At 70.9% G+C, this 26,620-nt stretch carries 22 protein-coding genes and 1 pseudogene; 13 read left to right on the forward strand and 10 right to left on the reverse strand.

The window, feature by feature from the left end:
* Positions 1–100: 100 nt before the first annotated feature.
* On the reverse strand, positions 101–1,126 hold the full coding sequence (locus ACFYOY_RS11450; RefSeq protein WP_388586192.1) for an NAD(P)-dependent alcohol dehydrogenase: 1,026 nt from the start codon (positions 1,124–1,126) through the stop codon (positions 101–103).
* Between the two features lie 190 nt (positions 1,127–1,316).
* Here ACFYOY_RS11450 and ACFYOY_RS11455 point away from each other — a divergent pair, with 190 nt between their 5' ends.
* Entirely contained in the window at positions 1,317–2,783 is a 1,467-nt protein-coding gene (locus ACFYOY_RS11455) for a helix-turn-helix domain-containing protein (protein ID WP_388586195.1), read from the forward strand.
* On the opposite strand, the gene ACFYOY_RS11460 is transcribed toward ACFYOY_RS11455, so the two are convergent.
* Genes ACFYOY_RS11460 through ACFYOY_RS11475 form a run of 4 tightly spaced genes read right to left on the reverse strand, consistent with a single transcriptional unit; the run spans position 2,780 to position 6,967 of the window.
* Positions 2,780–3,823 carry a LacI family DNA-binding transcriptional regulator gene (locus ACFYOY_RS11460; RefSeq protein ID WP_351899183.1) on the reverse strand — a complete coding sequence of 348 codons (1,044 nt, stop codon included), beginning with the start codon at positions 3,821–3,823 and terminating at the stop codon, positions 2,780–2,782. The two genes, ACFYOY_RS11455 and ACFYOY_RS11460, sit on opposite strands and share 4 nt — an antisense overlap.
* Positions 3,820–4,650: a sugar ABC transporter permease gene (locus ACFYOY_RS11465; RefSeq protein WP_014060142.1), complete on the reverse strand. Its 831-nt coding sequence runs from the start codon at positions 4,648–4,650 to the stop codon at positions 3,820–3,822. The genes ACFYOY_RS11460 and ACFYOY_RS11465 overlap by 4 nt, the downstream gene beginning before the upstream one ends.
* 2 nt (positions 4,651–4,652) lie before the next feature.
* Positions 4,653–5,675, reverse strand: coding sequence for a sugar ABC transporter permease (locus ACFYOY_RS11470; protein ID WP_351899174.1), 1,023 nt, complete (start codon positions 5,673–5,675; stop codon positions 4,653–4,655).
* A gap of 11 nt (positions 5,676–5,686) precedes the next feature.
* A complete protein-coding gene (locus ACFYOY_RS11475) occupies positions 5,687–6,967 on the reverse strand; it encodes an extracellular solute-binding protein (protein WP_351899169.1) in 1,281 nt (426 codons plus the stop codon).
* Between the two features lie 263 nt (positions 6,968–7,230).
* Here ACFYOY_RS11475 and ACFYOY_RS11480 point away from each other — a divergent pair, with 263 nt between their 5' ends.
* The 7 genes from ACFYOY_RS11480 to ACFYOY_RS11510 all read left to right on the forward strand — a co-directional run bounded on the left by ACFYOY_RS11480 (position 7,231) and on the right by ACFYOY_RS11510 (position 14,827).
* Positions 7,231–8,901 carry a glycoside hydrolase family 13 protein gene (locus tag ACFYOY_RS11480; RefSeq protein WP_351899164.1) on the forward strand — a complete coding sequence of 557 codons (1,671 nt, stop codon included), beginning with the start codon at positions 7,231–7,233 and terminating at the stop codon, positions 8,899–8,901.
* 25 nt (positions 8,902–8,926) lie between these two features.
* Positions 8,927–9,994, forward strand: coding sequence for a LacI family DNA-binding transcriptional regulator (locus ACFYOY_RS11485; RefSeq protein ID WP_351899158.1), 1,068 nt, complete (start codon positions 8,927–8,929; stop codon positions 9,992–9,994).
* Between the two features lie 141 nt (positions 9,995–10,135).
* Complete coding sequence (locus tag ACFYOY_RS11490) at positions 10,136–10,948, forward strand: phosphatase PAP2 family protein (protein ID WP_388586202.1); 813 nt, start codon at positions 10,136–10,138, stop codon at positions 10,946–10,948.
* A 124-nt stretch (positions 10,949–11,072) separates the two neighbouring features.
* A complete protein-coding gene (locus ACFYOY_RS11495; protein WP_388586205.1) occupies positions 11,073–11,996 on the forward strand; it encodes an HAD family hydrolase in 924 nt (307 codons plus the stop codon).
* Entirely contained in the window at positions 11,944–13,224 is a 1,281-nt protein-coding gene (locus ACFYOY_RS11500) for a threonine synthase (protein ID WP_351899141.1), read from the forward strand. Before ACFYOY_RS11495 ends, ACFYOY_RS11500 begins: the two co-directional genes overlap by 53 nt.
* Positions 13,221–13,880: a PAS domain-containing protein gene (locus tag ACFYOY_RS11505; RefSeq protein WP_351899138.1), complete on the forward strand. Its 660-nt coding sequence runs from the start codon at positions 13,221–13,223 to the stop codon at positions 13,878–13,880. The genes ACFYOY_RS11500 and ACFYOY_RS11505 overlap by 4 nt, the downstream gene beginning before the upstream one ends.
* 20 nt (positions 13,881–13,900) lie before the next feature.
* Positions 13,901–14,827, forward strand: a complete 927-nt coding sequence (locus ACFYOY_RS11510; RefSeq protein ID WP_351899133.1) for an aminoglycoside phosphotransferase family protein — start codon at positions 13,901–13,903, stop codon at positions 14,825–14,827.
* 170 nt (positions 14,828–14,997) lie between these two features.
* On the opposite strand, the pseudogene ACFYOY_RS11515 reads toward ACFYOY_RS11510, so the two are convergent.
* A pseudogene (locus tag ACFYOY_RS11515) lies at positions 14,998–15,603 on the reverse strand (hypothetical protein); the annotation flags it as partial.
* Positions 15,604–15,656: 53 nt separating this feature from the next.
* Here ACFYOY_RS11515 and ACFYOY_RS11520 point away from each other — a divergent pair.
* Complete coding sequence (locus ACFYOY_RS11520) at positions 15,657–16,361, forward strand: N-acyl homoserine lactonase family protein (protein ID WP_388586209.1); 705 nt, start codon at positions 15,657–15,659, stop codon at positions 16,359–16,361.
* 412 nt (positions 16,362–16,773) lie between these two features.
* Here the strand turns inward: ACFYOY_RS11520 and ACFYOY_RS11525 are convergent, their stop codons facing one another.
* Both ACFYOY_RS11525 and ACFYOY_RS11530 read right to left on the reverse strand, forming a co-directional pair.
* Positions 16,774–16,983 carry a DUF397 domain-containing protein gene (locus tag ACFYOY_RS11525; protein WP_208521175.1) on the reverse strand — a complete coding sequence of 70 codons (210 nt, stop codon included), beginning with the start codon at positions 16,981–16,983 and terminating at the stop codon, positions 16,774–16,776.
* 10 nt (positions 16,984–16,993) lie between these two features.
* Positions 16,994–17,809: a DUF5753 domain-containing protein gene (locus ACFYOY_RS11530; RefSeq protein WP_388586212.1), complete on the reverse strand. Its 816-nt coding sequence runs from the start codon at positions 17,807–17,809 to the stop codon at positions 16,994–16,996.
* A 346-nt stretch (positions 17,810–18,155) separates the two neighbouring features.
* Here ACFYOY_RS11530 and ACFYOY_RS11535 point away from each other — a divergent pair, with 346 nt between their 5' ends.
* The 4 genes from ACFYOY_RS11535 to ACFYOY_RS11550 all read left to right on the forward strand — a co-directional run bounded on the left by ACFYOY_RS11535 (position 18,156) and on the right by ACFYOY_RS11550 (position 21,387).
* Entirely contained in the window at positions 18,156–18,491 is a 336-nt protein-coding gene (locus tag ACFYOY_RS11535) for an ATP-binding protein (RefSeq protein ID WP_351899406.1), read from the forward strand.
* Positions 18,492–18,635: 144 nt separating this feature from the next.
* Entirely contained in the window at positions 18,636–19,010 is a 375-nt protein-coding gene (locus ACFYOY_RS11540) for a hypothetical protein (protein ID WP_351899110.1), read from the forward strand.
* An 83-nt stretch (positions 19,011–19,093) separates the two neighbouring features.
* Positions 19,094–20,194, forward strand: coding sequence for a hypothetical protein (locus ACFYOY_RS11545; RefSeq protein WP_351899106.1), 1,101 nt, complete (start codon positions 19,094–19,096; stop codon positions 20,192–20,194).
* Positions 20,191–21,387 carry a hypothetical protein gene (locus tag ACFYOY_RS11550; RefSeq protein ID WP_388586216.1) on the forward strand — a complete coding sequence of 399 codons (1,197 nt, stop codon included), beginning with the start codon at positions 20,191–20,193 and terminating at the stop codon, positions 21,385–21,387. The genes ACFYOY_RS11545 and ACFYOY_RS11550 overlap by 4 nt, the downstream gene beginning before the upstream one ends.
* Before the next feature lie 47 nt (positions 21,388–21,434).
* Here ACFYOY_RS11550 and ACFYOY_RS11555 read toward each other — a convergent pair whose 3' ends face one another.
* Both ACFYOY_RS11555 and glnA read right to left on the reverse strand, forming a co-directional pair.
* Positions 21,435–24,680, reverse strand: coding sequence for a bifunctional [glutamine synthetase] adenylyltransferase/[glutamine synthetase]-adenylyl-L-tyrosine phosphorylase (locus ACFYOY_RS11555; protein ID WP_351899094.1), 3,246 nt, complete (start codon positions 24,678–24,680; stop codon positions 21,435–21,437).
* Between the two features lie 168 nt (positions 24,681–24,848).
* Complete coding sequence (glnA, locus tag ACFYOY_RS11560) at positions 24,849–26,210, reverse strand: type I glutamate--ammonia ligase (protein WP_208521167.1); 1,362 nt, start codon at positions 26,208–26,210, stop codon at positions 24,849–24,851.
* Positions 26,211–26,620: the final 410 nt, after the last annotated feature.

The following is a 26,620-nucleotide window of genomic DNA, read 5'->3' on the forward strand; positions in this document are numbered from 1 at the left end:
GTTCCTCACGTTGTTGCGGATCAGCCGGCCCGTTGGCATGGACCGGCGGCGTTGCGGGGTCGGCGGTGTTCCAGGGGCGGCGGTGTTCCAGGGGCGGCGGTCAGGGGACGAGAATGGCGCGCCCGCGGATGCGTCCGGCGTCGAGGTCGTCCAGGGCGTCCTGGAATCGGTCCAGCGGGTAGGTGGTGGTGTGCAGGCGCACCCGATCCTGGGCGGCGAGCACCATCAGCTCGCACAGATCGGTGTAGGAGCCGACGAGATTGCCGATGAAGTTGATTTCGGCGGAGATGATGTCGATCGTCGGCACATCGATGTTCTCGCCGTACCCCACCACGTGGTAGTCGCCCGCACGGCGCAGCATGCGCACGCCGTCCCGGGTGGCACCGCCCTCACCGACGAAGTCGACGACCGTCTCGGCGCCCTGTCCGCCCGTCAGCTCGAGCACCTCCTCGACCTGGCCTCCGTTCGCCACGATCCCGTGGTCGGCGCCGATGGAGACGGCCAGATCGACCGCGTCGGGGTTGCGGTCGACCACGATGAGCTCGGCGGCCGTGAGGGCTTTGAGCACCTGCACGCCGATGTGTCCCAGCCCTCCCGCTCCGATGATCACGCACCTGGTCCCGGGGCGCAGCCGTCCGGCGGCCTTGGCCGCGGCGTGGTAGGCGGTGAGCCCCGCGTCGGCGAGCGCCGCGACGTCGGAGGGTTCGAGGGAGTCGTCGATCTTCACGACGCTGCGGGCGGAGGTCTTCAGATACTCGGCGTAGCCGCCGGCGGTGTCGATGCCGGGGAAGAGGCTCTCCTCGCAGTGGACGTCGTCGCCGGTCCGGCACGCGGGGCACAGACCGCAGGTGATCAGGGGATGCACGATGACCTTGTCGCCCTCGGCGACATTGGTGACCGCGCTGCCCACCGCGTCGACCCAGCCGGCGTTCTCATGCCCGATGGTGTACGGCAGGCTCACCCCGGACTTGTCCGCCCACTGGCCTTCGAGGATGTGGAGGTCGGTGCGGCACACGCCCGCGCCGCCGATCCTGACGATCACGTCGTACGGGCCGGTGACCTCGGGTTTCGGCACATCGGCCAGCCGCGGGTGCTGGCCGTAGCCCACGACCTGGACTGCCTTCATGAAGCGTTCTCCTTCCTCGGGAAGAGGTAGCGCGCGGGGAGACTGGTCGGCCCCGTCCGAAGAGCCACGCTAGGCAGCGTCTACCCACGTCAGCGAGGTGCCGGGTGTCTCATTTCGAGACGCCCGCCGTCGGGGGACGGCCCGGCGGGGAGTACCTTGGCCACGCTTGCCGTGTCCCCTGGAGGTCGAAGTGGACAGCCGCCGCCTGGCCCCGCGCCTGCTCGCATCGTGGCAGCGCAGCGAGCGTTACGGCCTGTCGCCGGAGGAGATGCGGCCGGTGTTCACCGGTTCGGTCGACACCGCCTCCCTGCTCTACGAATGCGGTCATGAGGCGCTGCGGGGCCTGCGCGGGACGCTCGCCAACGAGGCGGTCAGCATGATGATCGCGGACAGCGACGGCCTGGTGCTGTGCCGAATGTGCGACGACGCCTCGATCAGCCGGTCCCTCGACCGGGTTCATCTGGCGCCCGGTTTCTCCTTCGCCGAACGGGACGTGGGCACCAACGGGCTCGGCCTCGCCCTGGCCGACCGCGCTCCGTCACTGGTGAGGGCGGACGAGCACTACTGCGCCGGTCTGCGGGGATACACCTGTGCCGCGGCACCGGTGCTCGACCCCGTCACTGGCGGGGTCGCCGGCAGCGTCAACCTCACCACCTGGTCCGACTCGTCATCGGGGCTGTTGCTGGCCCTGGCGCAGGCCACCGCCGGGAACACCACAGCGCTGATGCTGGCCCGGGGCACCGGACGGAAGGGCCGGCCACTCCCTCCGCCGGGTCGGGTGTTCCGGGTGTATGCCGACCGGTACGAGCAGCCCGACGACGCCCACCGGCCGCTCTCCCCCGGCTGGACGGACGCCCTCGCGACAGCACGTACGGCCCTGGCCCGCGGGCGGGTGGTCGCGGTGGTCGGTGAACCGGGCGCGGGGAAGACCGCGCTGCTCTCCACCGCTCGTCGGCAGATGGGGACACGGGAGCGCCTGCTCAGCGCTGGTCCGCCCGCTCCCGGCGAGGTCGCTGCCTGGCTGCGGCTGTGGACCCCCGAGCTGGAGAAGGACAGCACCTGCGTCGTCGTCTCCGGTGTGGACCGGCTGCCGGCCTGGGCCGCCACCGAGCTGGCCGGGTTGTTCGGCCGGGTGCGCCGGACGGGCGGGGAGGGCGCGGGGCGTGCGCAGCCGTTCGCCGTCACGGCCCAGCGGTACGCCGCGATCCCGGACGCGCTGAGCCCCCTGATCGACACGGTGGTCGAGGTGCCCGCCCTGCGCCTGCGGCCCGAGGACATCCTCCCCCTGGCCCGCCACTTCGCCCATCGGTACCGCGGCCGCGCGGTGACCTTCACGCCTGCCGCGACCCGCGCGCTGACCTCCTATGACTGGCCCGGGAACGTCCATCAACTGCGCCGGGTGGTGCGGGAGGCGGCGGCCAGGACGGATGTGATCGACGCCCGTCATCTCCCGGCCGAGGTGTTCACCCGCTCGGGCGGCCGGCTGACCCGGCTGCAGCTTCTCGAACGCGACGAGATCGTGCGCTGCCTGACCGAGCCGGGCACGACGGTGGCACGGGCCGCGGCCGAGCTGGGCATGGGCCGCGCCACCATCTACCGCAAGATGGCCCGCTACGGCATCCAGGTGCCCGGCGGGCGACGGGGCGCCGGGGCCTAGGCCCTGTCCGGCGGCGCCTGGGCCGTCGATCCGCGGACGACCAGGTCCGGCTGGAAGACGAACTCCGTGTGCTGCACCGGGTTTCCGGCCATCTCCTCCAGCAGCGCCCCCACCGCCGCCGTCGCCATCGACTGCACCGGCTGGCGGACGGTGGTCAGCGGCGGATCGGTGAAGGCGATCAGCGGAGAGTCGTCGAAGCCGACCACCGACACCTCGTGCGGCACCCGCAGCCCCCGCCGGGCCGCCTCCCGGATCACCCCGAGCGCCATCAGATCGCTGCCGCACACGATGCCCGTACAGCCCTGGTCCAGCAGGGTGGCCGCCGCCACCTGCCCGCCCTCGACGCTGAAGAGGGTATGCCGCACCAACTCCCCGGCTTCGTCGGGCGATCGGCCGAGCAGCTCGGTGCTCGCCGCGAGGAACCCCTCGACCTTGCGCTGCGCGGGGACGTAGCGGGCGGGCCCCACCGCGAGGCCGATCCGGTGGTGGCCGAGCGCGGACAGATGGCGGACGGCCATCCGCGCCGCCGCCCGGTCATCGGGTGAGACGAAGGTGGCCTGGATGTGCTCGTTGTAGCCGTTGATCAGCACGAACGGCACCTTGCGGCCGGCCAGCCGGGCGTAGCGGGCAGGGTCGGCCGTGGTGTCGGCGTGCAGTCCGGACATGAAGACGATGCCCGCCACATCGCGCTCCTCCAGCTGCTCCACCAGCTCGTCCTCGGTGGCGCCGCCGGGCATCTGGGTGCACAGGATCGGGGTGTAGCCATGGCCGGCCAGCACCTGCTCGATGATCTGCGCGAAGGCGGGGAAGACCGGGTTGGTCAGCTCCGGGATCACCAGGCCGACCAGCCCGGCGCTGCGCCGCCGCAGCCGCACCGGCCGTTCGTAGCCGAGGACGTCGAGGGCGGCGAGCACCCGCTGCCGGGTGGTGTCCGCCACCCCCGCCTTGCCGTTGAGCACCCGGCTGACCGTGGCCTCGCTGACCTTGGCCTGTGCGGCGATATCGGCGAGCCGCGGCCCCGCCGCGGGTGGGCTCGTCACGACTTGGTCGCTCCGGCCGTGAGCCCGGCGACGAGATGGCGCTGGGCCCAGGAGAACACCAGCGCCGCCGGGATGGCGATCATGACGGCCGCGGCCGTCATGGAGCCCCAGTCGGAGGTGTACTGGTTGACGAAGGTCTGCAGCCCGGCGGCGAGCGTGAGGTTGTCCTCGCCCGTCATGAAGGCGGAGGCGTAGGCCACCTCGGCCCAGGCGGTGATGAAGGTGTAGAACGCGGTCACCGCGAGCCCCGGCTTGGCCAGCGGGACGACCAGCCGCCAGAAGGTCCCGAACGGATTGAGGCCGTCGACCCGGCCCGATTCGTCGATCTCCACCGGGATGGTGTCGAAGAAGCCCTTCATCATCCAGGCGCAGAACGGCACGGCCACGGTGAGGTAGGTGACGATGAGCGAGATCGGCTGGTTGAGCCAGCCCAGCGTCGACATGATGTTGTACAGCGGCACGATGAGGATGGCCACCGGGAACATCTGGGTGATCAGCAGCAGCCACATCAGCGGGCGCATCCCGGGGAAGCGGAAGCGGCTGACGGCGTAGCCGGTGGTGGCCGCGATGAAGACGCCCAGGATCGTGGTGATGACCACGATGAACAGCGAGTTGCCGAACCAGGTCAGGAACTCGGTGTCGCCCAGGACGTGTTGATAGTTCCGCAGCGTCGGGTTCTTCACCACATCGGTGCTGAACGCCTCGCTCTTGGGCTTGAACGAGGTCACCACCAGCCACAGCGGCGGGAAGACCGCGACGGCGGAGGCGATGACGAGCGTCGTGTGGAGCCCGACGGAGGCGAGCGGGCCGCGTCGTTGGTCGCGCATGGCTACCACACCTCTCCCTGCTTGCGGAGCGAACGGCGGTAGACCACCGCGAAGAGCATCAGGATGAGCAGGATCAGCACACCCCAGGCCGAGGCGCCGGCGAAGTCGCGCGGGCTGTTGACGAAGGAGAGCCGGTAGGCGTACGTCACCAGGATCTCGGTGGCGTCGCCGGGTCCGCCGCGGGTCAGCAGGAAGATCACCGGGAACATGTTGAACGTCCAGATGGTGGACAGCAGGATCACGGTGGAGCTGACCGAGCGCAGCCCGGGCAGGGTGATGTGGCGGAACCGCTGCCAGGGGCTCGCCCCGTCCATCTCGGCCGCCTCGTACAGCTCACCGGGGATGGACTGCAATCCGCCGAGCAGCGCGACCAGCATGAACGGCACCCCGAGCCAGATGTTCACGGCGATCACCGAGGCCTTGGCCATGGTGGGGTCGTTGAGCCAGGGCACCGCGTCGATCCCGCCGCCGTCCAGCACCTTGTTGAGGATGCCGTTCTTCTCGTTGTAGAGCAGCCGCCAGGCGAAGACGGAGACGAAGGCGGGGACGGCCCAGGGCAGGATCAGCAGCGACCGGTAGAGGGTGCGCCCGGCGAACCGCCGGTTGAGCAGTACGGCGAGGCCCAGGCCGATCGAGAAGGTGAGCGCCACACAGCAGACGGTCCAGGTGACGGTCCAGCCGAGCCGGTCCCAGAAGACCTGGTCCTCCAGGATGGCCTTGAAGTTGTCGAGGCCGACCGTCTTGTAGGTGGCGGGTATGTGGTTGATCCCGATGGTGCGCTCGACGTTGGCCTCGTTGGCGTCGGTCAGCGACAGATACAGGCCGCGGCCCAGCGGATAGCCGATGATCAGCCCGATGACGATCACGACGGGCGCGACCATCGCCCAGGCGTACCAATGGCGGGCCAGTGCGTTGCGGATCCGGCCCCGCGGCGGAGTGCCGTCCTTGTGAAGCCGGCCGCCCCGGCCGCGGGCGCCCTTCGCGCCCGCGGCCGGGTCCAGCGGCCGGCTGGTGTCGACAGCCATCGTCGCCGGCCCTACTTCCAGTCGCCCTTGAGGAGCTTGCGGTACGCGTCACCGGCCGACTTCGCGGCCTTCTCGGGTGAGGTCTTGCCGGTGAGGACGTTCGGGAACTGCACCAGGATCGCCTGGAAGAGGCTGTTGCCCTCGGGGATCCAGGGGCGCTCGACGGCCTTGTCGACGGCGGCCTTGAAGAACTTCACATTGGCGTTCGCGGCGACCGACTTGTCGGAGTAGACGGAGGTGCGGGTGGGCAGCAGCGAGAGCTTCTCGGTGGTCTTGGCCTGGACCTCGGCCGAGCTCATGTACTGGGCGAAGGCGTAGGAGGCGTCCAGGTTCTTCGACCCGGCGTAGACGGTGAGGTTCTGGCCGCCCTGCGGGGCGCCCTGGCCCTTGCTGCCGGCCGGGACGGGGACCACTCCGAGGTTGGACTTGTCCTTGAACGCCTTGCCGGCCAGGGTGTCCTCGATCGCCCACGGCCCGTTGATCGTCATCGCGACGTCGCCGTTCTTGATGGCGTTCTGCATGTTGTCCCAGCCGTCGGTGGCGTCGGTCTCCGCCGCCTTGGAGGTGACCAGGTCCCGGGCGGCCGCGAACGCCTTGACGCCGGGCTCGTCGTCGATGGTGACCTTCTTGGCACCGGTGTCGAGGAGGTCGCCGCCCTCGCCGTAGATGAAGGGCAGGTACCAGTAGGCGTCGTCGCCGCGCAGATACAGACCGGTCTTGCCGGTCTTCTCCTTGATCTTCTTGGCGGCGGCCTTGAGTTCGGTCCAGTCCTTGGGCGGCTGGACCCCGGCGTCCTTGAGCATCTTCTTGTTGTAGAAGAGGCCGAGGGTGTCGATGACCTGCGGTACGGCGTAGGTCTTGCCCTTGAACTTGGCACCGGCCAGGGCCTTGGGCAGATAGTCGGACTGGTCCGCGAGGGCGGGGGTGCCGTCCAGCGGGGCGAGATAGCCGATGTTGGCGAGGTCCTGGGTCCAGGCGACCTCGGTGCGCAGCACATCGGGCGCGCCGGAGCCGCCGGAGCCCGCGGCGTTCTTGAACTTGGCCAGGGCCTCGCCGAAGGGCACGTTGACGTAGTTGACCTTGACGTCGGGGTGCTTCTTCGCGAAGCCCAGGGCGAGCTCCTTGTAGGTGCCCTTCTCCGCCTCGTTCGACGTATCCCAGTAGGTCACGGTGCCGGAGAGCTTGCCGCCGGACTTCTTGTCGCCGCCGCTGCCGCCGTCGTCACCGCCGCATGCCGTCGCCGCGAGCGCCATGGCCGCGACGAGTGCGGTGGCCGCTATGCCACGTCGCATCTGAACTCCTCCAAAGCCGGCCGCTCCGTCGCGGCCCCGGGTTGCGGAGGAACGTAACAGGGCCGCGAGGCCGCCGAAAGAGCTTGCGGCAAATTTCTGCAAGGGACTCGGCATCGTTACGTCCGCGTGTCCCCGCGGTAGCCGCTCCGCTCCCGTTCAGGCGCTTGACATGCGCCCACAGCACGACCGGAGCCCCCTTGAAGGGCGCCAGCGCGCCCTGCAAGCTCTTCCGCAAGGCATTGCAGAGCTGTTACGTTCGCGCCATGACCCAGGAGCTCACGACCTCCCTCCCCACCGAGCCGGTGCGACCGTCAAAGGGCCCCGGATGGTGGCGCGACGCCGTCATCTACCAGGTGTACGTACGGTCCTTCGCCGACAGCGACGGCGACGGGATCGGCGATCTGCGCGGGGTGCGGGAGCGGCTGCCGCACCTCGCCGGGCTGGGCGTGGACGCCGTCTGGCTGACCCCCTTCTACGCCTCCCCGCAGGCCGACGGCGGCTACGACGTGGCCGACTACCGCACCGTGGACCCGCTCTTCGGCACCCTCGGCGACGCCGACGACCTGGTGCGCACCGCCCATGAGCTGGGGCTGAAGGTGATCGTGGACGTCGTCCCGAACCACAGCTCGGACCAGCACCCATGGTTCCGCGAGGCGCTCGCCGACCGGCCCGGCGGCGCGGCCCGCACCCGGTACCACTTCCGCCGCGGCCGGGGCGCGCACGGCGAACTGCCGCCGAACGACTGGGAGTCGGTTTTCGGCGGCCCCGCCTGGACCCGTACCACCGATCCGGACGGCACCCCCGGCGAGTGGTACCTGCACCTCTTCGCCCCCGAGCAGCCCGACCTCAACTGGGACTCCCCCGAGGTGCGTGCCGAATTCGACTCGGTGCTGCGCTTCTGGCTGGACCTGGGCGTGGACGGCTTCCGGATCGATGTCGCCCACGGCATGGTCAAGGCCGCCGGGCTGCCCGATATCGGCCGTACCGAACAGGCCAAGCTGATCGGCTCCCAGGTGCTGCCGTTCTTCGACCAGGACGGGGTGCACGAGATCCACCGCTCCTGGCGCCGGCTGCTGGACTCCTACCCCGGTGACCGGATCGGCGTCGCCGAGGCATGGGCGCCCACCGCCGAGCGGCTGGCCCTCTACGTACGCCCCGACGAGCTGCACCAGGCGTTCAACTTCCAGTTCCTCAAGTGCCCGTGGGACGCGGCCGCGATGCGTGAGGTGATCGACGAGTCGCTGGCCGCGACCCGCTCCGTCGGCGCCCCCACCACCTGGGTGCTCTCCAACCACGACGTGGTCCGGCACACCACCCGTTACGCCGACGGAGCCGGTGGCGGTCCGGAGCGGGGGCTCGCCCGCGCCCGCGCCGCGGCCCTGCTCACCCTCGCGCTGCCCGGCTCGTCCTATCTCTACCAGGGCGAGGAGCTGGGCCTTCCCGAGGTGACCGACCTGCCGGACGAGCTGCGCCAGGACCCGGCCTTCTTCCGCACCTCCCCCGACGGGGAGGACGGCCAGAACGGTCAGGACGGCTTCCGCGACGGCTGCCGGGTGCCCCTGCCCTGGACCCGCTCCGGCGACAGTTACGGCTTCGGCCCCGGCGGTAGCTGGCTGCCCCAGCCGGACGCCTGGTCCGGGCTGTCCGTCGAGGCGCAGACCGGCGACCCCGGCTCCACGCTGGAGCTGTACCGCGGGGCGCTCGCGCTGCGGCGTGAGCTGCCCGGCCTGGGGGACGGGCCGATGAGCTGGCTGGAGGCCCCGGCGGGGGTGCTCGCGCTGTCCCGGCCGGGCCTGGTGTGCACGCTCAACACGCTCGGGGAAGAGGTCGAACTGCCGGCCCCGGGGCGTGCGCTGCTGTCATCGGCGCCGCTTTCGTACGGGGCCGGAACCGTACGCATTCCGCCTGATTCGTGCGCGTGGTGGGCAATCTGACACGCGACCGGTACAGTCCCACTCCATGACCGCACGGCTTGCTGACATCGCAGCCCAGGCGGGGGTCAGCGAAGCCACCGTCAGCCGCGTCCTCAACGGCAGGCCGGGGGTGGCCGCGGCCACCCGCGAGTCCGTCCTCGCCGCCTTGGACGTCCTCGGCTATGAGCGGCCCGTGCGGTTGCGGCAGCGCAGCGCCGGGCTGGTGGGACTGATCACCCCCGAGCTGGAGAACCCGATCTTCCCCGCGCTCGCCCAGGTCATCGGGCAGGCGCTCACCCGGCAGGGCTACACCCCGGTGCTGGCCACCCAGACCCCCGGCGGCTCGACGGAGGACGAGCTGACCGAGATGCTGGTGGACCGGGGCGTGGCCGGGATCATCTTCGTCTCGGGGCTGCACGCGGACACCTCGGCCGATATGCAGCGCTATGACCAGCTGCGCGGCCAGGGTGTTCCGTTCGTGCTGGTGGACGGCTTCTCGCCGAAGGTGCGGGCGCCGTTCATCTCCCCCGACGACCGGGCGGCGATGGGGCTGGCGGTCACCCATCTGGTCTCGCTCGGGCACACCCGGATCGGTCTCGCGCTCGGGCCGAAGCGGTTCGTTCCCGTACTGCGCAAGATCGAAGGCTTCCAGCAGGCGATGCGGGACCGGCTGGGGCTCTCCCCGGAGGAGTCCGAGGAGCTGATCCAGCATTCGCTGTACACCCTGGAAGGCGGCCAGGCGGCGGCGACCGCGCTGATCGACCGGGGCTGTACGGCGGTGGTGTGCGCGAGCGACATGATGGCGCTGGGCGCCATCCGGGCGGCCCGGCAGCGGGGTCTGGGGGTCCCTCAGAACATCTCGGTGGTCGGCTTCGACGACTCCCCGCTGATCGCCTTCACCGATCCGCCACTGACCACGATCCGTAAGCCGGTGCAGTCGATGGGGCAGGCGGCGGTGCGGGCGCTGCTGGAAGAGATCGGCGGCACCCCGGCCCCGCCCAGCGAGTTCGTCTTCCTCCCCGAACTGGTGGTGCGCGGCTCGACGGCGTCGGCCCACGGGGTGGAGGCGCGGGGCCGGGCGGCCGGGGCGCGGCCTAGCGGCCGGGGGACGTAGGTGCACATACGCCCTATAGAGGACCCCCGGACCAGGACATAAGCAACGAAGACCCGATGCCGCGGATGATCTGCGGGTGGACGTCGTCTGGCAGACTGTTGCCCTATGGGTGGAGCGACTATCAGGACGACGGCGGGCCGAATGGCCACCCCGGCACCTCTCGCGGACACCGATGCGGCACGGGCGCCGCACCACACCCTGATGGACCGGTTGCGTACGCCCAGAAGGCCCCGACTCTGGTTCGAGATCGTCCTCATCGCCGTCAGTTACTGGACCTATTCGCTGATTCGCAACGCCGTCCCGGAGCAGCGGCCGGAGGCGCTGCGCAACGCGGGCTGGATCTGGGAGTGGGAGCACCGGCTCGGCATGGCCTTCGAACGGGGCGTCAACCATGCGATCGACTCGGTCAGCTGGCTGATCGTGGGCATGAACTACTACTACGCGACGCTCCACTTCATCGTGACGCTCGGCGTGCTGGTGTGGCTCTACCACTGGCATCCGGGCCGTTACGCCGCCACCCGGCTGGCGCTCTTCGCGACCACCGGCGTGGCCCTGCTCGGCTACTACTTCTTTCCGCTGGCCCCGCCCCGGCTGATGAGCGGCGGCCATTTCATCGACACCGTGGTGGCGCACAACACCTGGGGCTCGATGGCCTCGGGGAACCTCGCCGATATGTCGAACCAGTACGCGGCGATGCCCTCGATGCACATCGGCTGGTCGCTGTGGTGCGGTCTGACCATCGCCACGCTGGCCCGTCCGGTGTGGGTGAAGGCGCTGGGGCTGCTCTATCCCTCGGCCACGCTGCTGGTGATCGTCGCCACCGCCAACCACTTCTGGATGGACGCGGTCGGCGGCGTCGTCTGTCTCTCCTTCGGTTTCGTGCTGTCGTGCGCGTGGTACGGCTCGCTGCCCTACCGGCTGCCGAAGCAGGTGGCCGTGATCTGCACGGCTTGATCGTCCCCGGCGGAGCCGCCATTCTCTGTTCCGCATGTCCGACATGAGTTCAGGGGCTCCATGTGTCGCGCTGATCGACGCGGAATGAGCACGATGAGCGTGACGAAAGGGACCACCGGCCACCGTGCACACCGCCGACACCGCTGACGCTTCTGCATCCGCGTCCGTACCCGCCTCCTCCGTATCCGCCACCGGAGCCGTCGCCGCTCCGGGCGTACTGCTCCCCCGGCCCCGTACCGCCGGGCGGCCGCGCTTCCCGCTGGTGGCCACCGACCTCGACGGCACGCTGCTGCGCAAGGATCTGACGGTCTCGCCCCGCACCCGTGAGGCGCTCGCCCTCGTCCGGGCCGCCGGGGCGCGCCATCTGGTGGTCACCGGGCGCCCGGCCGCGTCCTGCCGGGAGTTCCTGGTCGCGATCGGCTACCGGGGGCTCGCGGTGTGCGGACAGGGCGCGCAGTTGTACGACGCCTCCGCGGACCGGCTGCTGGTCTCGGCGTCGCTGGACCGGGAGCTGGCCCGGTCGGTGGTGGAGCGCACGGAGGAGGCGCTGGGCGCGGGGCCGCTGGAGCTCGCCGTGGTGACCGCGGCGCCCGAGAACCGCTTCGTCGTCACCGCCCGCTTCACCGACCGGAGGCGCCCGGAGTGGGGGCTGGCCGAGCGGGAGGAGCTGTGGGCGGCACCGATCGAGAAGGTGCTGATGCGCCATCGGGCGGTGGCGGACGGGCTCGTCGCCGAGACCGCGGAGCGGGTGGGCGCGGGCGAGGTGGCGGTGACCCACTCCGAGAAGGGCATGATCGAGGTGCTCCCCGCCGGCACGGACAAGGCGGCGGGGCTGCAACTGGCCGCCGACCGCATGGGGTTCGCCCCCGCGGAGACGATCGCGTTCGGCGACATGCCCAATGACCTTCCGCTGCTGGGCTGGGCCGGATACGGGGTCGCGATGGGCAACGCACATCCGGATCTGATGGCGATAGCCGACGAGGTGGCGCCGTCCCATGAAGAGGACGGGGTCGCGGTGGTGCTTGAACGGCTGTTCGCCCACCCTTGAGCGGCTCTCGCACCGCACTCGCGAGCCACTGGAGCCGCCCGCCCCGCCCTTGACTGGGTATATAGAACTAAACAAAATATCCAAGGTGCGAGCTGAACCACGAGCCGAAGCCCACTACGTCGACGAGCGCTCCGGCGCCACGTACTCCATCGACGACCCCCGCTGGTGCGCTGACGACGGGGCTCCCCTCACCGTCTCCGCGCTGCCCGGCATCACCCGCGAGCAGGTGGACACCGGGGCCCGGTCACTCTGGCGCTACCGAGCGGCCCTCCCGGTGCGCATCGACGCCCCGGTGTCACTGGGTGAAGGGTGCACCCCGCTGGTCGAGAAGGACTGGGGGGAGGATCGGATTCTGTTCAAGCTGGAGTGGTTCAGCCCCACCGGCAGCTTCAAGGACCGCGGCACCAGCGTGATGATCTCGCTCCTCGCCCAGCGGGGCGTACGGCAGGTCATCGAGGACAGCTCCGGCAACGGCGGGGCCTCCGTCTCGGCGTACTGCGCCGCGGCCGGCATCCGGGCCAGGATCCTCGCCCCCGCCACCACCTCCCCCGCGAAGATCCTCCAGAGCCGGGCGTACGGCGCCGAGGTCGAGCTGGTGCCCGGCGACCGGGACGCCACCGCGGCGGAGGCGCTGCGCCAGTCGGCCCATACGTACTACGCCAGCCACAACTGGCACCCCTTCTTCCTCCAGGGCACCAAGACCCTGGCGTACGAGCTGTGGGAGGACCTGGGCTTCACCGCACCGGACACCGTGGTGACCGTGGCGGGCGCGGGCAGCACCGTGCTCGGCTGCGACCTCGGCTTCTCCGAGCTGCTCGCCGCGGGCCAGATCGCCCGCCGCCCCCGGCTGCTGGTGGCCCAGCCCGCCCACTGCGCACCGCTCCACGCCGCGTTCCGCGCGGGCTCCGAGACCCCGGTGCCGTTCGACCACGCCCCGACCATCGCCGAGGGCACGGCCATCCGCGAGCCCGTCCGCTTCCCCGAGGTGCTGCGCGCCATCCGCCGCTCGGACGGCGACATGGCGGCCATCCCGGAGGACGCGATCGCCACGGCGGTCCGCCGGCTGGCCGCGATGGGGCTGTACGCGGAGCCGACCAGCGCGACGGCGGCCGCGGCGATCGAGGTCTTCCGGGCCCGGGGCGCGATCCGCCCCGGTGAGACCACGGTGGTGCTGCTGACCGGGTCGGGCCTGAAGGCGGCGCCCACGATGACGGAGCTCTTCGGATGACCGAGGAGAGGCGTCAGGAGACGACGGGAACACCCGAGGACGAGCTGCTGCTGCGCGAGACCGAGAAGATCGTGGTCGCCATCGGCCGGATGTTCCCGGGGCTGTGCGAGGTGGTCCTCCACGATCTGCGCAACCCCGACCAGTCCATCCGCGCCATCGAGAGCAATCTCTCCGGCCGCGAGGTGGGCCAGCCCACCACCGAGCTGGGCCTGGCCCGGATACAGGACCCCGGCTTCCCCGACATCGTCCAGAACTACGCCAACCGCTTCCCGGACGGCCGCCCGGCGAAGAGCACCTCGATCGGCATCAAGAACGGCGCCGGCCAGTACGTCGCCGCCATCTGCCTCAACTTGGACGTCTCCCTCTTCGGGAGCGTCGCCCGCAGCCTCAACAACCTCGTCCGGACCGATGAGCAGCAACAACCGCTCACCGAGACCCTCCGCGCCCGCACCGCCGCGGAGCTGCGCACCGTCATCGAGGAATTCGCCGCCGCCCGCGGCCAGACCCCGCGCAGCCTGGGTACCCCCGCGAAGAAGGAACTCGTCCGCACCCTCAAGACCAGCGGCTTCCTCCAGGTGAAGCACTCCGTCCAGGTCGTCACCGAACTGCTCGGCGTCTCACGGGCCACGGTCTACAACTACCTGCGCTCACCCTGACCCCGGGAGGCACCCCCTTGATGTGCCCGTCGCCCCGCATCGACATCCCCCACGCCTTCGCCGCGTCGTACGGCGAGCACAGCGGCGCCGCCGGACACGCCTGGCTCGCCGCGCTGCCCGGACTGGCCGCGGACTTCCTCGACCGCTGGGCGCTGCGCCCGTCCGGCCCCGCCGCCCATGGCATGGCCTCGCTCGTCCTCCCGGTGACCAGGGCCGACGGAACCCCGGCGGTGCTGAAGCTCCAGCGGATCAGCGAGGAGAACGAGGGCGCCGCGCTGGGCCTGCGGACCTGGAACGGCAACGGCGTGGTGCGCCTGCTCGACCACGACCCGGACACCGGCACCATGCTGCTGGAACGGTTGGACGCGACCCGCCCGCTCTCCTCGGTGCCCGACGACACCGCCGCAACGCGCATCCTGGCCGACCTCCTGGCCCGGCTGACCTCGGTGACCGCCCCTGACGGTCTGCGCCGGCTGTCCGACATCGCCACCGCCATGCTCGACCGGACGCCTCACGCCGTACCAGCCCTGCACGACCCGGCCGAACGGCGGCTGATCCGAACCTGCGCCTCCGCCGTGGCCGAACTCCTCGAGGACCCCGGCGAACGGCTGCTGCACTGGGACCTCCACTACGACAACATCCTCGCCGGTGAACGCGAGCCCTGGCTTGCCATCGACCCCGAACCGCTCACCGGCGACCCCGGCTTCGAGCTCCTGCCTGCGCTGGACAACCGCTGGGACGAGATCTTCGCCACTGCCGCCCCCACGCGCGCGGTGCTCCGCCGCTTCGATCTGCTGACCGAGGTCCTCGGCCTGGACCGGCAGCGGGCCACCGGCTGGACCCTCGGCCGCGTCCTGCAGAACGCCCTCTGGGACATCGAGGACGGCAAGACCACCCTGGAACCGGCCCAGGTCACCATCGCCACGGCCCTGCTGAACCGTCGTTAGGCGGTTTCCTGCGGACTCTGGTGCGTCCGTGGAAGGACGCCCTGAGCCGCGCGGTGCTCCAGCTTCATGAGCCCTTGGCTAGTGGACTGCACGAGGTGGAACGCAGGCGGAAAGTGGTGGTGCAAAGCGCATCCACCTTGCCAGGAAGAACCCCGCTCTTGGGCCAGTTCCTAGCCCCAGGGGAGATCGGGGCCGAAGTGCTTCGAACCCGTTACAAAATACTCGTGTCCCTCTGGGGAGCCCGGCGCGAATTTGGCGGTCTCGTACAGCCTTGGCCTTCCGGTAGGCCCCTCGCTGCTGGGCATCAGGTGCTTGTACGTCCGGAGAGTGAAGCCGGGGTCAGTATGCCCGAGATAGCCGCTTAGATCCTTGACGTTCTCCCCGGCGTCCAGCAGGCCCGAGGCGTAGAAGTGCCGTAGCGCGTGCATGCCGTGCTCGCGGGCCGCCTCGTGCCGCTCACCCTTCTCGGGCTCGGGTACCACCCGGGCCGCGACGAGCGCGGGCTTCCATAGCCGGGTGTTGAAGTCCGTCCGGCGGACGGCGCCGCCCGCCGTGGTCTCGCCCAGTTCCATGGCGTCGTCGTATCGGCCGTTTGCCAGCAGCGCATGCGTACCCGAGCGGGCGGCCGAAACCAGAACAAGAGGATCGCCCGACTCGTCCGCGGCCTGCATGGCTCGCTCGGCCGCGAGCCATGAGATATCGGATTCGCCGATCTTCGCGAGCGTCGTCGCGGCGAGATGGTGAGTACGAGCGGAGACGGCCCAGCAGTCGCGTCTGCCCTCGGCAGACCGCCGAGCGAGCACGCCGCGCACCGCGCCACCATGGCGGGATGGCCAACGACATCTCCGTGCGCCGCCTCGACCTCGGCTACTTCGTCCGGCCCGCCTCGGAAACGGGCGGGCCGGAGCCACGGGTCGAACCGGTGCTCGCTTATCTGGTGCGGCACGAGCGGGGGCTACTCCTCTTCGACACCGGCATCGGTGCCGCCGACCCCGAGACCGAGGCGCACTACCGCCCCCGTCGCCGCGCTCTACCGGACGCGCTGTCGGCGGCCGGGGTAGCCCTCGCGGACGTCTCCCTCGTCGTGAACTGCCACCTCCACTTCGACCACTGCGGCGGCAACCCCCTGCTGGGCGGTACGCCGATCCTGGTCCAGGACGTGGAGCTGGCCACCGCGCGCGGGGGCGACTACACGTTCGACGAGCTGGTGGACTTTCCCGGCGCCAGCTACGAGCAACTCAGCGGTGAGGCCGAGACCTGGCCGGGCGTCCACATCATCCCGACCCCCGGCCACACCGACGGCCATCAGTCATTGGTCGTCCGCCGGGCCGACGGCACGGTGATCCTCGCCGGTCAGGCCCACGACTTCGCCTCCGAGTTCACCTCGGACCACCTGGCCCGCAGGGCCGCCCTCGATGGCGTGGCACCTCCCCTTCCCCCGTACCGCCCCTGGCTGACCCGCCTCCTCGACTTCGACCCCCACCGTGTGCTTTTCGCCCACGACTGCGCGGTCTGGGAACCGTCGGGCGACTGACGGTCTCCTCTCGCGCCTTCGTCGCCAATGAGCATGGGTCCGGGGAGTGGGGGCGCCCTTCGTCGCCTGGCGGCGAGCCGTGGATGGCGGGACCAGTGGCGGCTCCCGTGCTCAGGGGCTTGTGCCGATGCCGGACCGCCGGGGGTGGGGTACCCCTGGAAAACGTTTGACAAATTAGTTGCTTCAGATCAAGCGCTTTCGGAAGGGGTACCCGGAGGGGCCGTCGGTCCGGTCGGGTCCTAGCCCAGGGCCACAGGAGCCGCCACCGGGCCCACCACCACCGGCCCGTCGGCCGGCGGCGAGGCCCTCGCCCCCCATCCCCCGTGCCCATGCTCAATGGCGCCGAAGGCGCGAGACGAGACCCGCACCGCGCCACCGGCCCCCGCACCGGACCGAACGGGCGCCCTGGTGGTCAGATGCTTTCCGGTAGCTGGTCGAAGTCCCCCCGCTTTATCCCCCGCACGAACGCGTCCCACCGGGTCGGGTCGGTGGCGATGACGGCCGCCGGGTCGTCGCTCTCGCGTAGGTGTATGAGGCCGTTCAGTGTCATGGCGACTTCGACGCAGTCTTGGCCTCCGACTCCGCTGCTGAAACTCGACTTTCGCCATTCGAGTCCGGACATGAGGATCTCCTCAGAGCATGTACAGCAGATGCTGCACGAGCCTAAGTGAGTCACCACGCATATAGGACTCGCGTTCGGGAGCCGGGTCAATCGGTGGCAGTGCCGCCGTCGTGAGGCGTTCGAAAGCGGTGCCGTACTGAGCGAGATGCGTCTGGTCTCCGAGGAACGCCGAGGACACGGGGTGCTCCACGTAGACCGTGTCCAGCTCGGGCACCTCGGCCCCGAAGAGGACGAATGCCGCCGCCGGCGTCGCCGGGGAGAGGGCCGCCTTGAACGGCAGGAGCTGGATGTGGACATGCGGCAGCCGAGCCATCTCCACAAGGTGCTCGATCTGGCGGCGCATAACTCCGTGCTCCACGAACTGCATATGGAACGCCGCCTCGTGGATGACCGCGTGAAAGGTAGGCGGGGACTCCCTGGCCAAGACCTGCTGACGCTGCAGCCGGAACTCGACGTACGTGTCCAGCAAGCCGCGATCCGCCTCCGGCTCACCTCCGGTCGTGAGGGCTCGCGCGTACTCAGGGGTCTGGAGCAACCCAGGCACGTACATCCACTGGAACGAGCGGTGTGCCACCGAAGTCGCTTCAAGCTCCGCGAGATCATGAGCGCTCTGAGCGAGCGGGGATTTGCGGTAGTCCGACCACCAGCCCTTCCCCTTGGACTCGCTTATGGCGACGAGCACGTTGGCAAATGGTTCATCTTGGCAACCGTATGCGGCGAGCAACGCACGGAGCTTCGCCTCGGGAATGGCCGTTCGACCCGCCTCAATATGCCCGAGGTGCGGCGAGCCGAGACCGGCGAAGGCTCCCGCCTCCGCTGCGGACAAGCCTCGCTCATTGCGGAGCCTTCGCAGTTCCGACCCCAGACGCCGTTGCCGCTGCGTCGGGTTGGCCCGTAGCCCCATGACGACCTCCTCGTGATCGTGAGCAGTCTGCCCGCTTGGCGGAGGCGAGGCCACTCGTTGGAGGGAATCCAGCCACATGGGTTGCAGTATGGAAACCTAAATCTCTACCGTCGAAGACGAAGCGCCCAACCGGCGTCCGCCCAAAGGCCGTTGGCCGAAGGAGGCGACATCACCATGAGCGCCCAGTTCCCCCCGCGCCGACTTCTCCCTCGTCTTCCCGCCCGACCCCGGCTGGGTCCCTACCGCCCGAGAAGCCGTCCGCACCGCCCTGCACACCGCGAACCGCACCGACTTAACGGACACCGCTCTGCTGCTGACCTCCGAAGCCGTCACCAACGCCGTCAACGCCTGCCGGACCAGCGGCTGCTCGGCGCCCGTCACCCTCTACGCCGAGTGGGGACCGTACGGCACCCTGCGCGTTCTCGTGAGCGACGACGCCCCCGGCTTCCCCGCCCAGCGCAGCCTTGCCCGGGACACGGCCGACGCCGAGAACGGCCGAGGGCTGCTCATCATCGGCAGCTCCGCCACTGACTGGGGCGTCTGCCACCACGGACCGGGTCCCGGGAAGGCGGTGTGGTTCCAGGTCAACGGGGTCAGTTCATAAGCGGTCCAGTTGCCCTGGCGCGGGTGCCATGCGAGAGGGCTCGGGGCTCGTCTCTCTCACTTCAGGGCAACGGGACGGGTGTGCGCCACCCGCGGAGCTACCGTGACGCCACGTTTCCCTGTCCCTCGGCACCTGGAGGATTGTGTGCGGTACAAAGGTCCGCTTCCGAAGCGACTCACCGGCCGGTTCAACGCCTGGATGGTCGGGCTGCGGTCCTCTCCGCGGTGGGGGCGGAGGGTGAGCGGGCGGCTCACGGTGGTGACGTATACGGGGCGGCGGTCGGGACGCAGCTTCAGTACGCCGGTCGCCTATCAGCGCGCCGCCGATGTCGTCACGATCGCCGTGGCCATGCCCGAACGGAAGCTGTGGTGGCGCAACTTCACCGGAGAGGGCTGGCCGATAGCGCTGGATCTGGACGGGAGTGACCGGACCGGGCACGGGGTCGCCCGGGTCGATGAGAAGGGCCGCGTCACCATCACCGTGCGGCTCGACGAACCGCCCGCCGCGCACAGCCGCTGACGCCTACGGAATTGCCATCACCCCTTCACGTCGTGCGCGGAGCCGCTGAGTAGGATCGGCGGCCACACGGGGGAAGGGCATAAATGAAGAAGTTGTTGGGCGGCGCGCGCCGCCGGGCGGCTCTGGTCGGCGGCGCCGTCGTGGTGCTGGTGGCGGCCGGGGTCGGTACCTGGGCCACGGACACCTGGCCGTTCAATGGCAAAGACAGCTACTGCTGGGGTGCCTGGAAAGAGGACAGCGGACCGGAGTTCCTGAGCCGCGAGGCGCTGGACGAGGACAACGCGAGCCGTACGTCCAAGGAGACCGCGCCGACACCGCGGCAGCCGCGCGGGCGGTGCACCGTGGCGCTCCACTCCGAGCGCTACAGCAGCGATGGCGACAAGGTCACGGAGGAGACCGAGGTCACGGTCACCTACGGCCCCGCTCCCGAGGACGCCGCGCGGCGCATGGAGTGGATCGGCGGATACCTCGGCGACCGGGCGATGCCGCTGCCCGACGGGCTGCCGGGCGCCACCGACGGCGGTCATGCGCTGCTGGTGCTGCCCAAGGGGTGCGACACCCACGACGGGCGGCCGACCGCGGTGACGCTCGACTCGACGGCACAGTCGGTCTATCCCGACTCCACCATGTCGGGCGACGCGGGGCTCGGCGGCTCCCAGTCCGTGGCCCAGTTGCTCGTGGCGGTCGCCAACCGGGCGATGGAGAAGGCGGGTTGCGCCCCGGCGAAGCCGCTCGAAGCGGCCTCACCGATGACCACACTGCCCGAGGAGGAGGAGTCCTTCTTCACCCGCGCCTGCCGGATCAGGGGCCTGGAGTTCGGCGAGGAGGGCCGCGACCTGGAGTACCAGGTCGGCGCGGTCACCCGGGATCTCCAGTCCTGTTCGGTGCGGACGCAGCGCGGTGAGGGCCGGTACTTCGACGCCCTGATGGTCGCCGAGCCGCGGCTCTCCGCGCTGTTCGACGGGGCCACGGGCAGCAGGGCACCGGGGCGCGGCTGGCGCGGTACGGGGGTTTTCGCCGACGACTACAAGGTCGTACGGGCCGACTGCGCGGGGCGCCCGCTCACCGTGCTGATGCTCGCCCCGTCCCTGCACGAGACGACACCGTACTTCGCCACCTTCGCCAACGCCGTTGCGCGACGCGTCGGTTGCGCGCCCGTCGCGCCTGGGGGATCGAGCCGATGACCGACTCCGAGAACAACGAGAGCAACGAGAAGAACGAGAGCAGCACCCGCGTGCCGCTGCACGAGCGGCGGCGCCCCGTGTGGCACTGGCAGCGCCTGGCCCGCAGCCGCCCCCGGCTGGCCGTGATCATGGCCGTGACCGGGGCCGTCGTGGGGGCGCTGCTCGGTGGCGCGGGCGTGGCCTGGCAGGCCGAGGCGGGTCCGTTCGCGGACGACCGGGCCTGCTGGGGGGCCTTCAGCCGGGACGATGCGGCGGCGCTGTTCAAGGGCAAAGTCGGCGGCACAGCGGACGTAGCGAGCTCCGAGGTGCCCATCACCAGCGATCGCACCGGCGCCGAGGGCTCGTCCGGCCAATGCCTGCTGACCTCGGACGGCTCGCGGATCACCGTCCAGGCGCATCAGTTGGACCCCCGGTTCGGCGGCTCGGGCGATCAGTGGGCCGATGAGTTCCTGTCCGCGCGGCTCACCCCGCTGGGCGGCGGCCTGCTGGGCATGGCCTCGGACACCCGGGCCTGGCTCGCGGTGCCCGACGGGTGCATCGGCCGGCCGAGTGATATGGACGTCACCGGCGGTCCGACCGTGATCGACCTGGCAACCGGCTGGACGATCTACGACGACGAGGTCGGCGCGGAGGCCCGCGATCGACTCGCGCATGCCGTGGTCAGGTTGGTCAACCACTACATGACCGAGAAGGGGTGCACGGGCACCATCGCCGATCCGACCGGCCGGATGCCGGAGCCGCCACGGTTCCTGGACGAGAAGAGGGACGCCATGTGCGGCGTCAAGGGGCTGCCGCTCCCCCGCGGATACGGGCGCGATTCGCTGGGCCGCACCCTCGTGACCCGGGGCGCGGGGCCGGTGCGCACCTGCGACCGCCGGGTGCTCTTCCACCATCCCGAACTGCGGCTGATGACGGTGGAGGATCCCCGGCTCGCGATGCTCTACGCGCAACTGTCCAGGGACGGTGCCAAGGAACCGGTCAAGGCCGGTGACCAGGACGGATACGGCTTCGTCCGCGACGACATGGGGCTGTTCCAGGCCGAGTGCCAGACCGGCCCGGTCACCTTCCTGATCCGGGCGGACAGCGCCCGGCGCCCCGCCGACATCCGTGCGCTCCTTCCCCGCTTCGTAACGGCGGAGGCGGACCGCATCGGCTGCGGGCCCCTGCACATCACGCTGCCCGCGAAGGGGTGAGCCGGGCGTCGGGGGCGGGTCCGCCCGGACCCGCCCCCGCCCCCGTATCAGCTCTCGTAGTCGTAGAAGAGCCGCTCCACCACCGCCCGCGCCCGGCGGGTGGTGCGGCGGTAGTCGTCCAGCATCTCGCCGACGTGGCCGGGGCCGTAACCCAAGTAGCGGCCCACGGCGGCCAGTTCGCGGACGTCCGTGGGGAAGGTGTCGCCTGCGCGGCCGCGGACCAGCATGACGGCGTTGCGGACGCGGCTGGCGAGGACCCATGCCTCATCCAGGGTCTGGGCGTCCTCGGTGGAGATCAGCTCGGCGGCGTGGGCGGCGGCCAGGGCCTCGCGGGTGCGGGTGGTGCGCAGCCCGGGCTCGGCCCAGCCGTGGCGCATCTGGAGCAGCTGGACGGTCCACTCGACATCGCTGAGACCGCCCCGGCCCAGCTTGGCGTGGGTGGTGGGGTCGGCCCCGCGCGGCAGCCGCTCGGACTCCATCCGGGCCTTGAGCCGCCGGATCTCGCGGATCGCGTCCTCGCCCAGCCCCTCGGCCGGATACCGCAGCGGATCGATCAGCTCGATGAACCGCCGGCCGAGCCCGGGGTCGCCCGCCACCGGCTCGGCGCGCAGCAGCGCCTGGCTCTCCCACACCAGCGCCCAGCGGCGGTAGTAGGCGGCGTACGAGCCCAGCGTGCGCACCAGGGGACCGGACTTGCCCTCGGGGCGCAGATCGGCGTCGATGAGCAGGGGCGGGTCGGCGGTGGGGAGCTGGAGCAGCCGTCGCATCTCGTTGGCCACGGCGAAGGCGGCGCGGGCGGCCTCCTGTTCATCGGCCCCCTCGCGCGGCTCATGGACGAAGAGCACATCCGCGTCGGAGCCGTAGCTGAGCTCATGGCCGCCGAAGCGGCCGAGGCCGATGACGGCGAAGCGGGTGGGCAGCTCATCGCCCCAGGTGTCGCGGACGGCGGCGCGCAGGGCGCCGGCGAGGGTCGCGGCGTTCAGATCGGAGAGGGCGTCGCCGACCATGTCGATCAGCGCCGCGGCGTCCACGGGCGGTTCGGCGGCGGAGACGGCGGGCCGGGCCGGCATATGGGGTTCGGATTCCCGTAGCGCGCTGGGGACCTCGGGGGCCTTGGCCGACGCGGGGGCGGGCGTCACCGCGGTTCCGGTGGCCCGGCCCGGCGTCCGCTGGTCCGACAGCGGCCAGCTCACGGTCGGGCGCACCTCGCCGTTGGCCAGCCGGGCGCTTTCGATGACGTCCGCGGCCGCCGTACGGAACATCTCGCGCCGCCGCACCCCGCGCGCCACCGCGACCGCCTGCTCGGCGCCGTCGGCGCGGCCGACGGCGGCCAGCACCTCCTGCTCCAGATGGGCCCGGCCGCGCGGGCGCAGCCCCTCCGGGTCGCCGAGCAGGGCGACCGCCTCGGGGGCGCGCAGCAGCAGATCGGGGGCGAGCCGCCCGGCGGAGAGCACCCGGGCCAGGTTCTCGGCGGCGGCGCCCTCGTCGCGCAGCAGCCGCAGATACCAGGGCGTCTTGCCGAGCGCGTCCGAGACCTTGCGGAAGCCCAGCAGCCCGGCATCCGGGTCGGCGGAATCGGCGAACCAGCCCAGCAGCACAGGCAGCAACGTACGCTGAATCGCCGCTTTTCGGGTCACCCCGGACGCCAGAGCCTCCAGATGGCGGAGCGCACCGGCCGGGTCCGCGTACCCCAGGGCCGTGAGGCGCTGACCGGCCGCCTTGGGGCTGAGCCGGATCTCACCGGGCTGGAGCTGGGCGACGGCGTCCAGCAGCGGCCGGTAGAAGAGCTTCTCGTGCAGCCGCCGCACTTCGCGGGCGTGCCGCCGCCAGGCGGTGCCCAGTTCGGTCACCGGCTCGGTACGGAACCCCAGCGACCGGCCGAGGCGGCGCTGATCGGCCTCGCCCTCGGGCATCAGATGGGTGCGGCGCAGCCGGTAGAGCTGGAGGCGGTGCTCCATGGTGCGCAGAAAGCGGTACGCCTCGTCCAGCGCGGCGGCGTCGGTGCGCCCCACGTAGCCGCCCGCGGCCAGCGCCGCGAGCGCGTCCAGCGTCGTACCGCTGCGCAGCGACTCATCGGACCGCCCGTGCACCAACTGCAGCAGCTGGACGGCGAACTCGACGTCGCGCAGCCCCCCGGGGCCCAGCTTGAGCTCGCGGTCGACCTCGGCGACGGGGATGTTCTCGACCACCCGGCGGCGCATCTGCTGCACATCGGGGATGAAGTTCTCGCGCTCGACGGCCTGCCAGACCATCGGCGCCAGGGCGTCCACATACGCCTGGCCGAGCCCGGCGTCGCCCGCGACCGGACGGGCCTTCAGCAGCGCCTGGAACTCCCAGGTCTTGGCCCAGCGCTGGTAGTACGCCAGATGGCTGGAGAGGGTCCGCACCAGCGGGCCGTTGCGCCCCTCGGGGCGGAGGTTGGCGTCCACGGGCCAGATGGTGCCCTCGACGGTGACATCGGAGCAGACGCGCATCAGCCGGGAGGCGAGCCGGGTGGCGGCCCGCACCGCCTCGTCCTCCTGGACCCCCTCGACCGCCTCCGCCACGAAGATCACGTCCACATCGGAGACGTAATTGAGCTCGCGGCCGCCGCATTTGCCCATGCCGATCACGGCCAGCTTGCAGGCGGCGGCGTCCTGCGGCTCCTCCTCGGCCGCGATCTCCAGCGCGGCCCGCAGCGTCGCGGTCGCCAGGTCGGCCAGCTCCGCGGCCGTCTGGGTGATGTCGATGGTGCCGCACACATCGCGGGCCGCGATGGCCAGCAGCGCCCGGCGGTAGGCGACGCGCAGCGCGTCGGCCCGGGGCAGCCCCGCCCCGGGCGCGCCCCAGACCCCCTCGGCCAGGGCCCGCTCGAACTCGGGGGTGGCCGGATGCAGATCGACCGACTCATACGTCACCAGGGCGTGCCAGTCCCCCGGATGGCGGGCGAGGTGGTCGCCCAGCGCCTCGGAGGCGCCGAGCACCCCGAGCAGCCGGTCGCGCAGCGGTTTGGCGGTGACGAGGGTATCCAGCAGCGCCTGCCGCGAACCGGCCCGCTGCCCGCCGTTCTCCCCCGCGCCGCCCTTCCCCTTCGCCGCCTCCTCCCCGGGCAGCGCCTCGACGAGCCGTACGAGCCCGAGCAGCGCCAGATCCGGGTCGGCGGTCGCGCCGAGCGCCTCCAACAGCACCGAATCGCTGCGCACCGCGGCCAGCTCGGGCGCGTCCAGCAGCCGCTGGGCGGCCGAGGCGTCGGTGAAACCGTGCCGCAGCAGCCGGGTGACATTGCTGCTCCTGCGTCCCTGCGGTACGGACATCCCGCCGCCTCCCGTCCCTGGTCGACTCCGCGCCGCTCGACCATGCGCACACCGATGATCAAAGGCGCCGCTGACGAGCCTAAGCGACTCCGAGGGCGAAGCGGCAGGTCCGGGCGGGGTCGGGCGGCGACGAGCGGGGCGCGCCCGCGCCCCGCCCTCGCCCGTCCGCTACAGCACCGGCAGCATCTTCCGCAGTTCGAACGGGGTGACCTCGGAGCGGTACTCCTCCCACTCCTGCTTCTTGTTGCGCAGGAAGAAGTCGAAGACATGCTCCCCGAGCGTCTCCGCGACCAGTTCGCTGCGCTCCATCAGGTCGATCGCCTCGCCCAGGTTCTGCGGCAGCGGCTCGATGCCGAGGGAGCGGCGCTCGGCGTCGGAGAGGGCCCAGACGTCGTCGTCGGCGCCGGCCGGGAGTTCATAGCCGCCCTCGATGCCCTTGAGCCCGGCCGCGAGCAGCACCGCGTAGGCCAGGTAGGGGTTGGCACCGGCGTCCAGGGAGCGGACCTCGATGCGGGTGGAACCGGTCTTGCCGGGCTTGTAGAGGGGGACGCGGACGAGGGCGGAGCGGTTGTTGTGGCCCCAGCAGATGTAGGAGGGGGCCTCGCCGCCCGCGCCGGCGGTGCGCTTGGAGCCGCCCCAGATGCGCTTGTAGGAGTTGACCCACTGGTTGGTCACGGCGGAGATCTCCCCGGCATGGCGGAGCAGCCCCGCGATGAAGGAGCGGCCCACCTTGGAGAGCTGGAACTCGGAGCCGGACTCGTAGAAGGCGTTGCGGTCGCCCTCGAAGAGGGAGAGGTGGGTGTGCATGCCCGAGCCGGGGAATTCGGAGAACGGCTTGGGCATGAACGTGGCCTGTACGCCCTGCTCCAGCGCGACCTGCTTCATGACCAGGCGGAAGGTCATGATGTTGTCGGCGGTGGAGAGCGCGTCGGCGTAGCGCAGATCGATCTCCTGCTGGCCGGGGGCGCCCTCGTGGTGGGAGAACTCGACCGAGATGCCCATCGATTCGAGCATGGTGATCGCCTGGCGGCGGAAGTCCATGCCGATGTTCTGCGGGGTGTGGTCGAAGTAGCCGGAGGAGTCGGCGGGCACCGGGCGGCTGCCGTCCACCGGCTTCTGGTTGAGCAGGAAGAACTCGATCTCGGGGTGGGTGTAGAAGGTGAAGCCGAGGTCGGAGGTCTTGGCGAGGATGCGCTTGAGGACGAAGCGGGGGTCGGCGAAGGACGGTGAGCCGTCCGGCATCAGGATGTCGCAGAACATCCGGGCGGTCCCCGGGGCCTCGGCGCGCCAGGGCAGGATCTGGAACGTCCCGGGGTCCGGCTTGGCGATCATGTCGGATTCGTAGACACGGGCGAAGCCCTCGATCGCGGAGCCGTCGAAGCCGATGCCTTCGTCGAAGGCGCCCTCGAGTTCGGCCGGCGCGACGGCCACGGACTTCAGGAAGCCGAGCACATCGGTGAACCAGAGCCGCACGAACCGGATGTCGCGCTCTTCGAGCGTGCGGAGCACGAACTCCTGCTGCTTATCCATGGTCCCCTATCCTTGCAGGTCAAACGGCTCTTTTCGCGGGCGCGGGGCACCTTCCGCAGCCCAGTATCACGCGGTGGGATTACACGGAGGTTTCTTCCGGACTCTCCGGTCTCCCCTCAGCCTCACCACGATGTGTGCATCGTACTTTCACCCGGCCGGTCCCCGCCCCGGACGTTCCGTGCCCACCGTGGCGCCTGCGGGAGCTCCATACCCCTTGGGGGTAGGGTGCCGATGAACACGATGATCAAACGGTCAGATGATGATCTGAACGGTCAGATGGAGGCGGCGGTGCACCAAGGCCCCTCACCCCACAGCCGACCGCTGATGCGTCGCATAGAGCGGCGCGTCGGCCGCCCGCCCTTCCGGCGGGGCGGCGGACGCGCCGACCCTCACGCATCCGGCACACATCA

It is taken from the genome of Streptomyces sp. NPDC007875 (assembly GCF_042868035.1).
Taxonomy (GTDB): Bacteria; Actinomycetota; Actinomycetes; order Streptomycetales; family Streptomycetaceae; genus Streptomyces; species Streptomyces antimycoticus.

Coding starts and splice junctions, on each gene's coding strand:
- ACFYOY_RS11450 (WP_388586192.1), bottom strand. CDS start 1,126: ATGAAGGCAGTCCAGGTCGTGGGCTACGGCCAGCACCCGCGGCTGGCC.
- ACFYOY_RS11465 (WP_014060142.1), bottom strand. CDS start 4,650: ATGCGCGACCAACGACGCGGCCCGCTCGCCTCCGTCGGGCTCCACACG.
- ACFYOY_RS11470 (WP_351899174.1), bottom strand. CDS start 5,675: ATGGCTGTCGACACCAGCCGGCCGCTGGACCCGGCCGCGGGCGCGAAG.
- ACFYOY_RS11475 (WP_351899169.1), bottom strand. CDS start 6,967: ATGCGACGTGGCATAGCGGCCACCGCACTCGTCGCGGCCATGGCGCTC.
- ACFYOY_RS11480 (WP_351899164.1), top strand. CDS start 7,231: ATGACCCAGGAGCTCACGACCTCCCTCCCCACCGAGCCGGTGCGACCG.
- ACFYOY_RS11485 (WP_351899158.1), top strand. CDS start 8,927: ATGACCGCACGGCTTGCTGACATCGCAGCCCAGGCGGGGGTCAGCGAA.
- ACFYOY_RS11490 (WP_388586202.1), top strand. CDS start 10,136: ATGGCCACCCCGGCACCTCTCGCGGACACCGATGCGGCACGGGCGCCG.
- ACFYOY_RS11500 (WP_351899141.1), top strand. CDS start 11,944: ATGAAGAGGACGGGGTCGCGGTGGTGCTTGAACGGCTGTTCGCCCACC.
- ACFYOY_RS11505 (WP_351899138.1), top strand. CDS start 13,221: ATGACCGAGGAGAGGCGTCAGGAGACGACGGGAACACCCGAGGACGAG.
- ACFYOY_RS11510 (WP_351899133.1), top strand. CDS start 13,901: ATGTGCCCGTCGCCCCGCATCGACATCCCCCACGCCTTCGCCGCGTCG.
- ACFYOY_RS11520 (WP_388586209.1), top strand. CDS start 15,657: ATGGCCAACGACATCTCCGTGCGCCGCCTCGACCTCGGCTACTTCGTC.
- ACFYOY_RS11525 (WP_208521175.1), bottom strand. CDS start 16,983: ATGTCCGGACTCGAATGGCGAAAGTCGAGTTTCAGCAGCGGAGTCGGA.
- ACFYOY_RS11545 (WP_351899106.1), top strand. CDS start 19,094: ATGAAGAAGTTGTTGGGCGGCGCGCGCCGCCGGGCGGCTCTGGTCGGC.
- ACFYOY_RS11550 (WP_388586216.1), top strand. CDS start 20,191: ATGACCGACTCCGAGAACAACGAGAGCAACGAGAAGAACGAGAGCAGC.
- ACFYOY_RS11555 (WP_351899094.1), bottom strand. CDS start 24,680: ATGTCCGTACCGCAGGGACGCAGGAGCAGCAATGTCACCCGGCTGCTG.
- glnA (WP_208521167.1), bottom strand. CDS start 26,210: ATGGATAAGCAGCAGGAGTTCGTGCTCCGCACGCTCGAAGAGCGCGAC.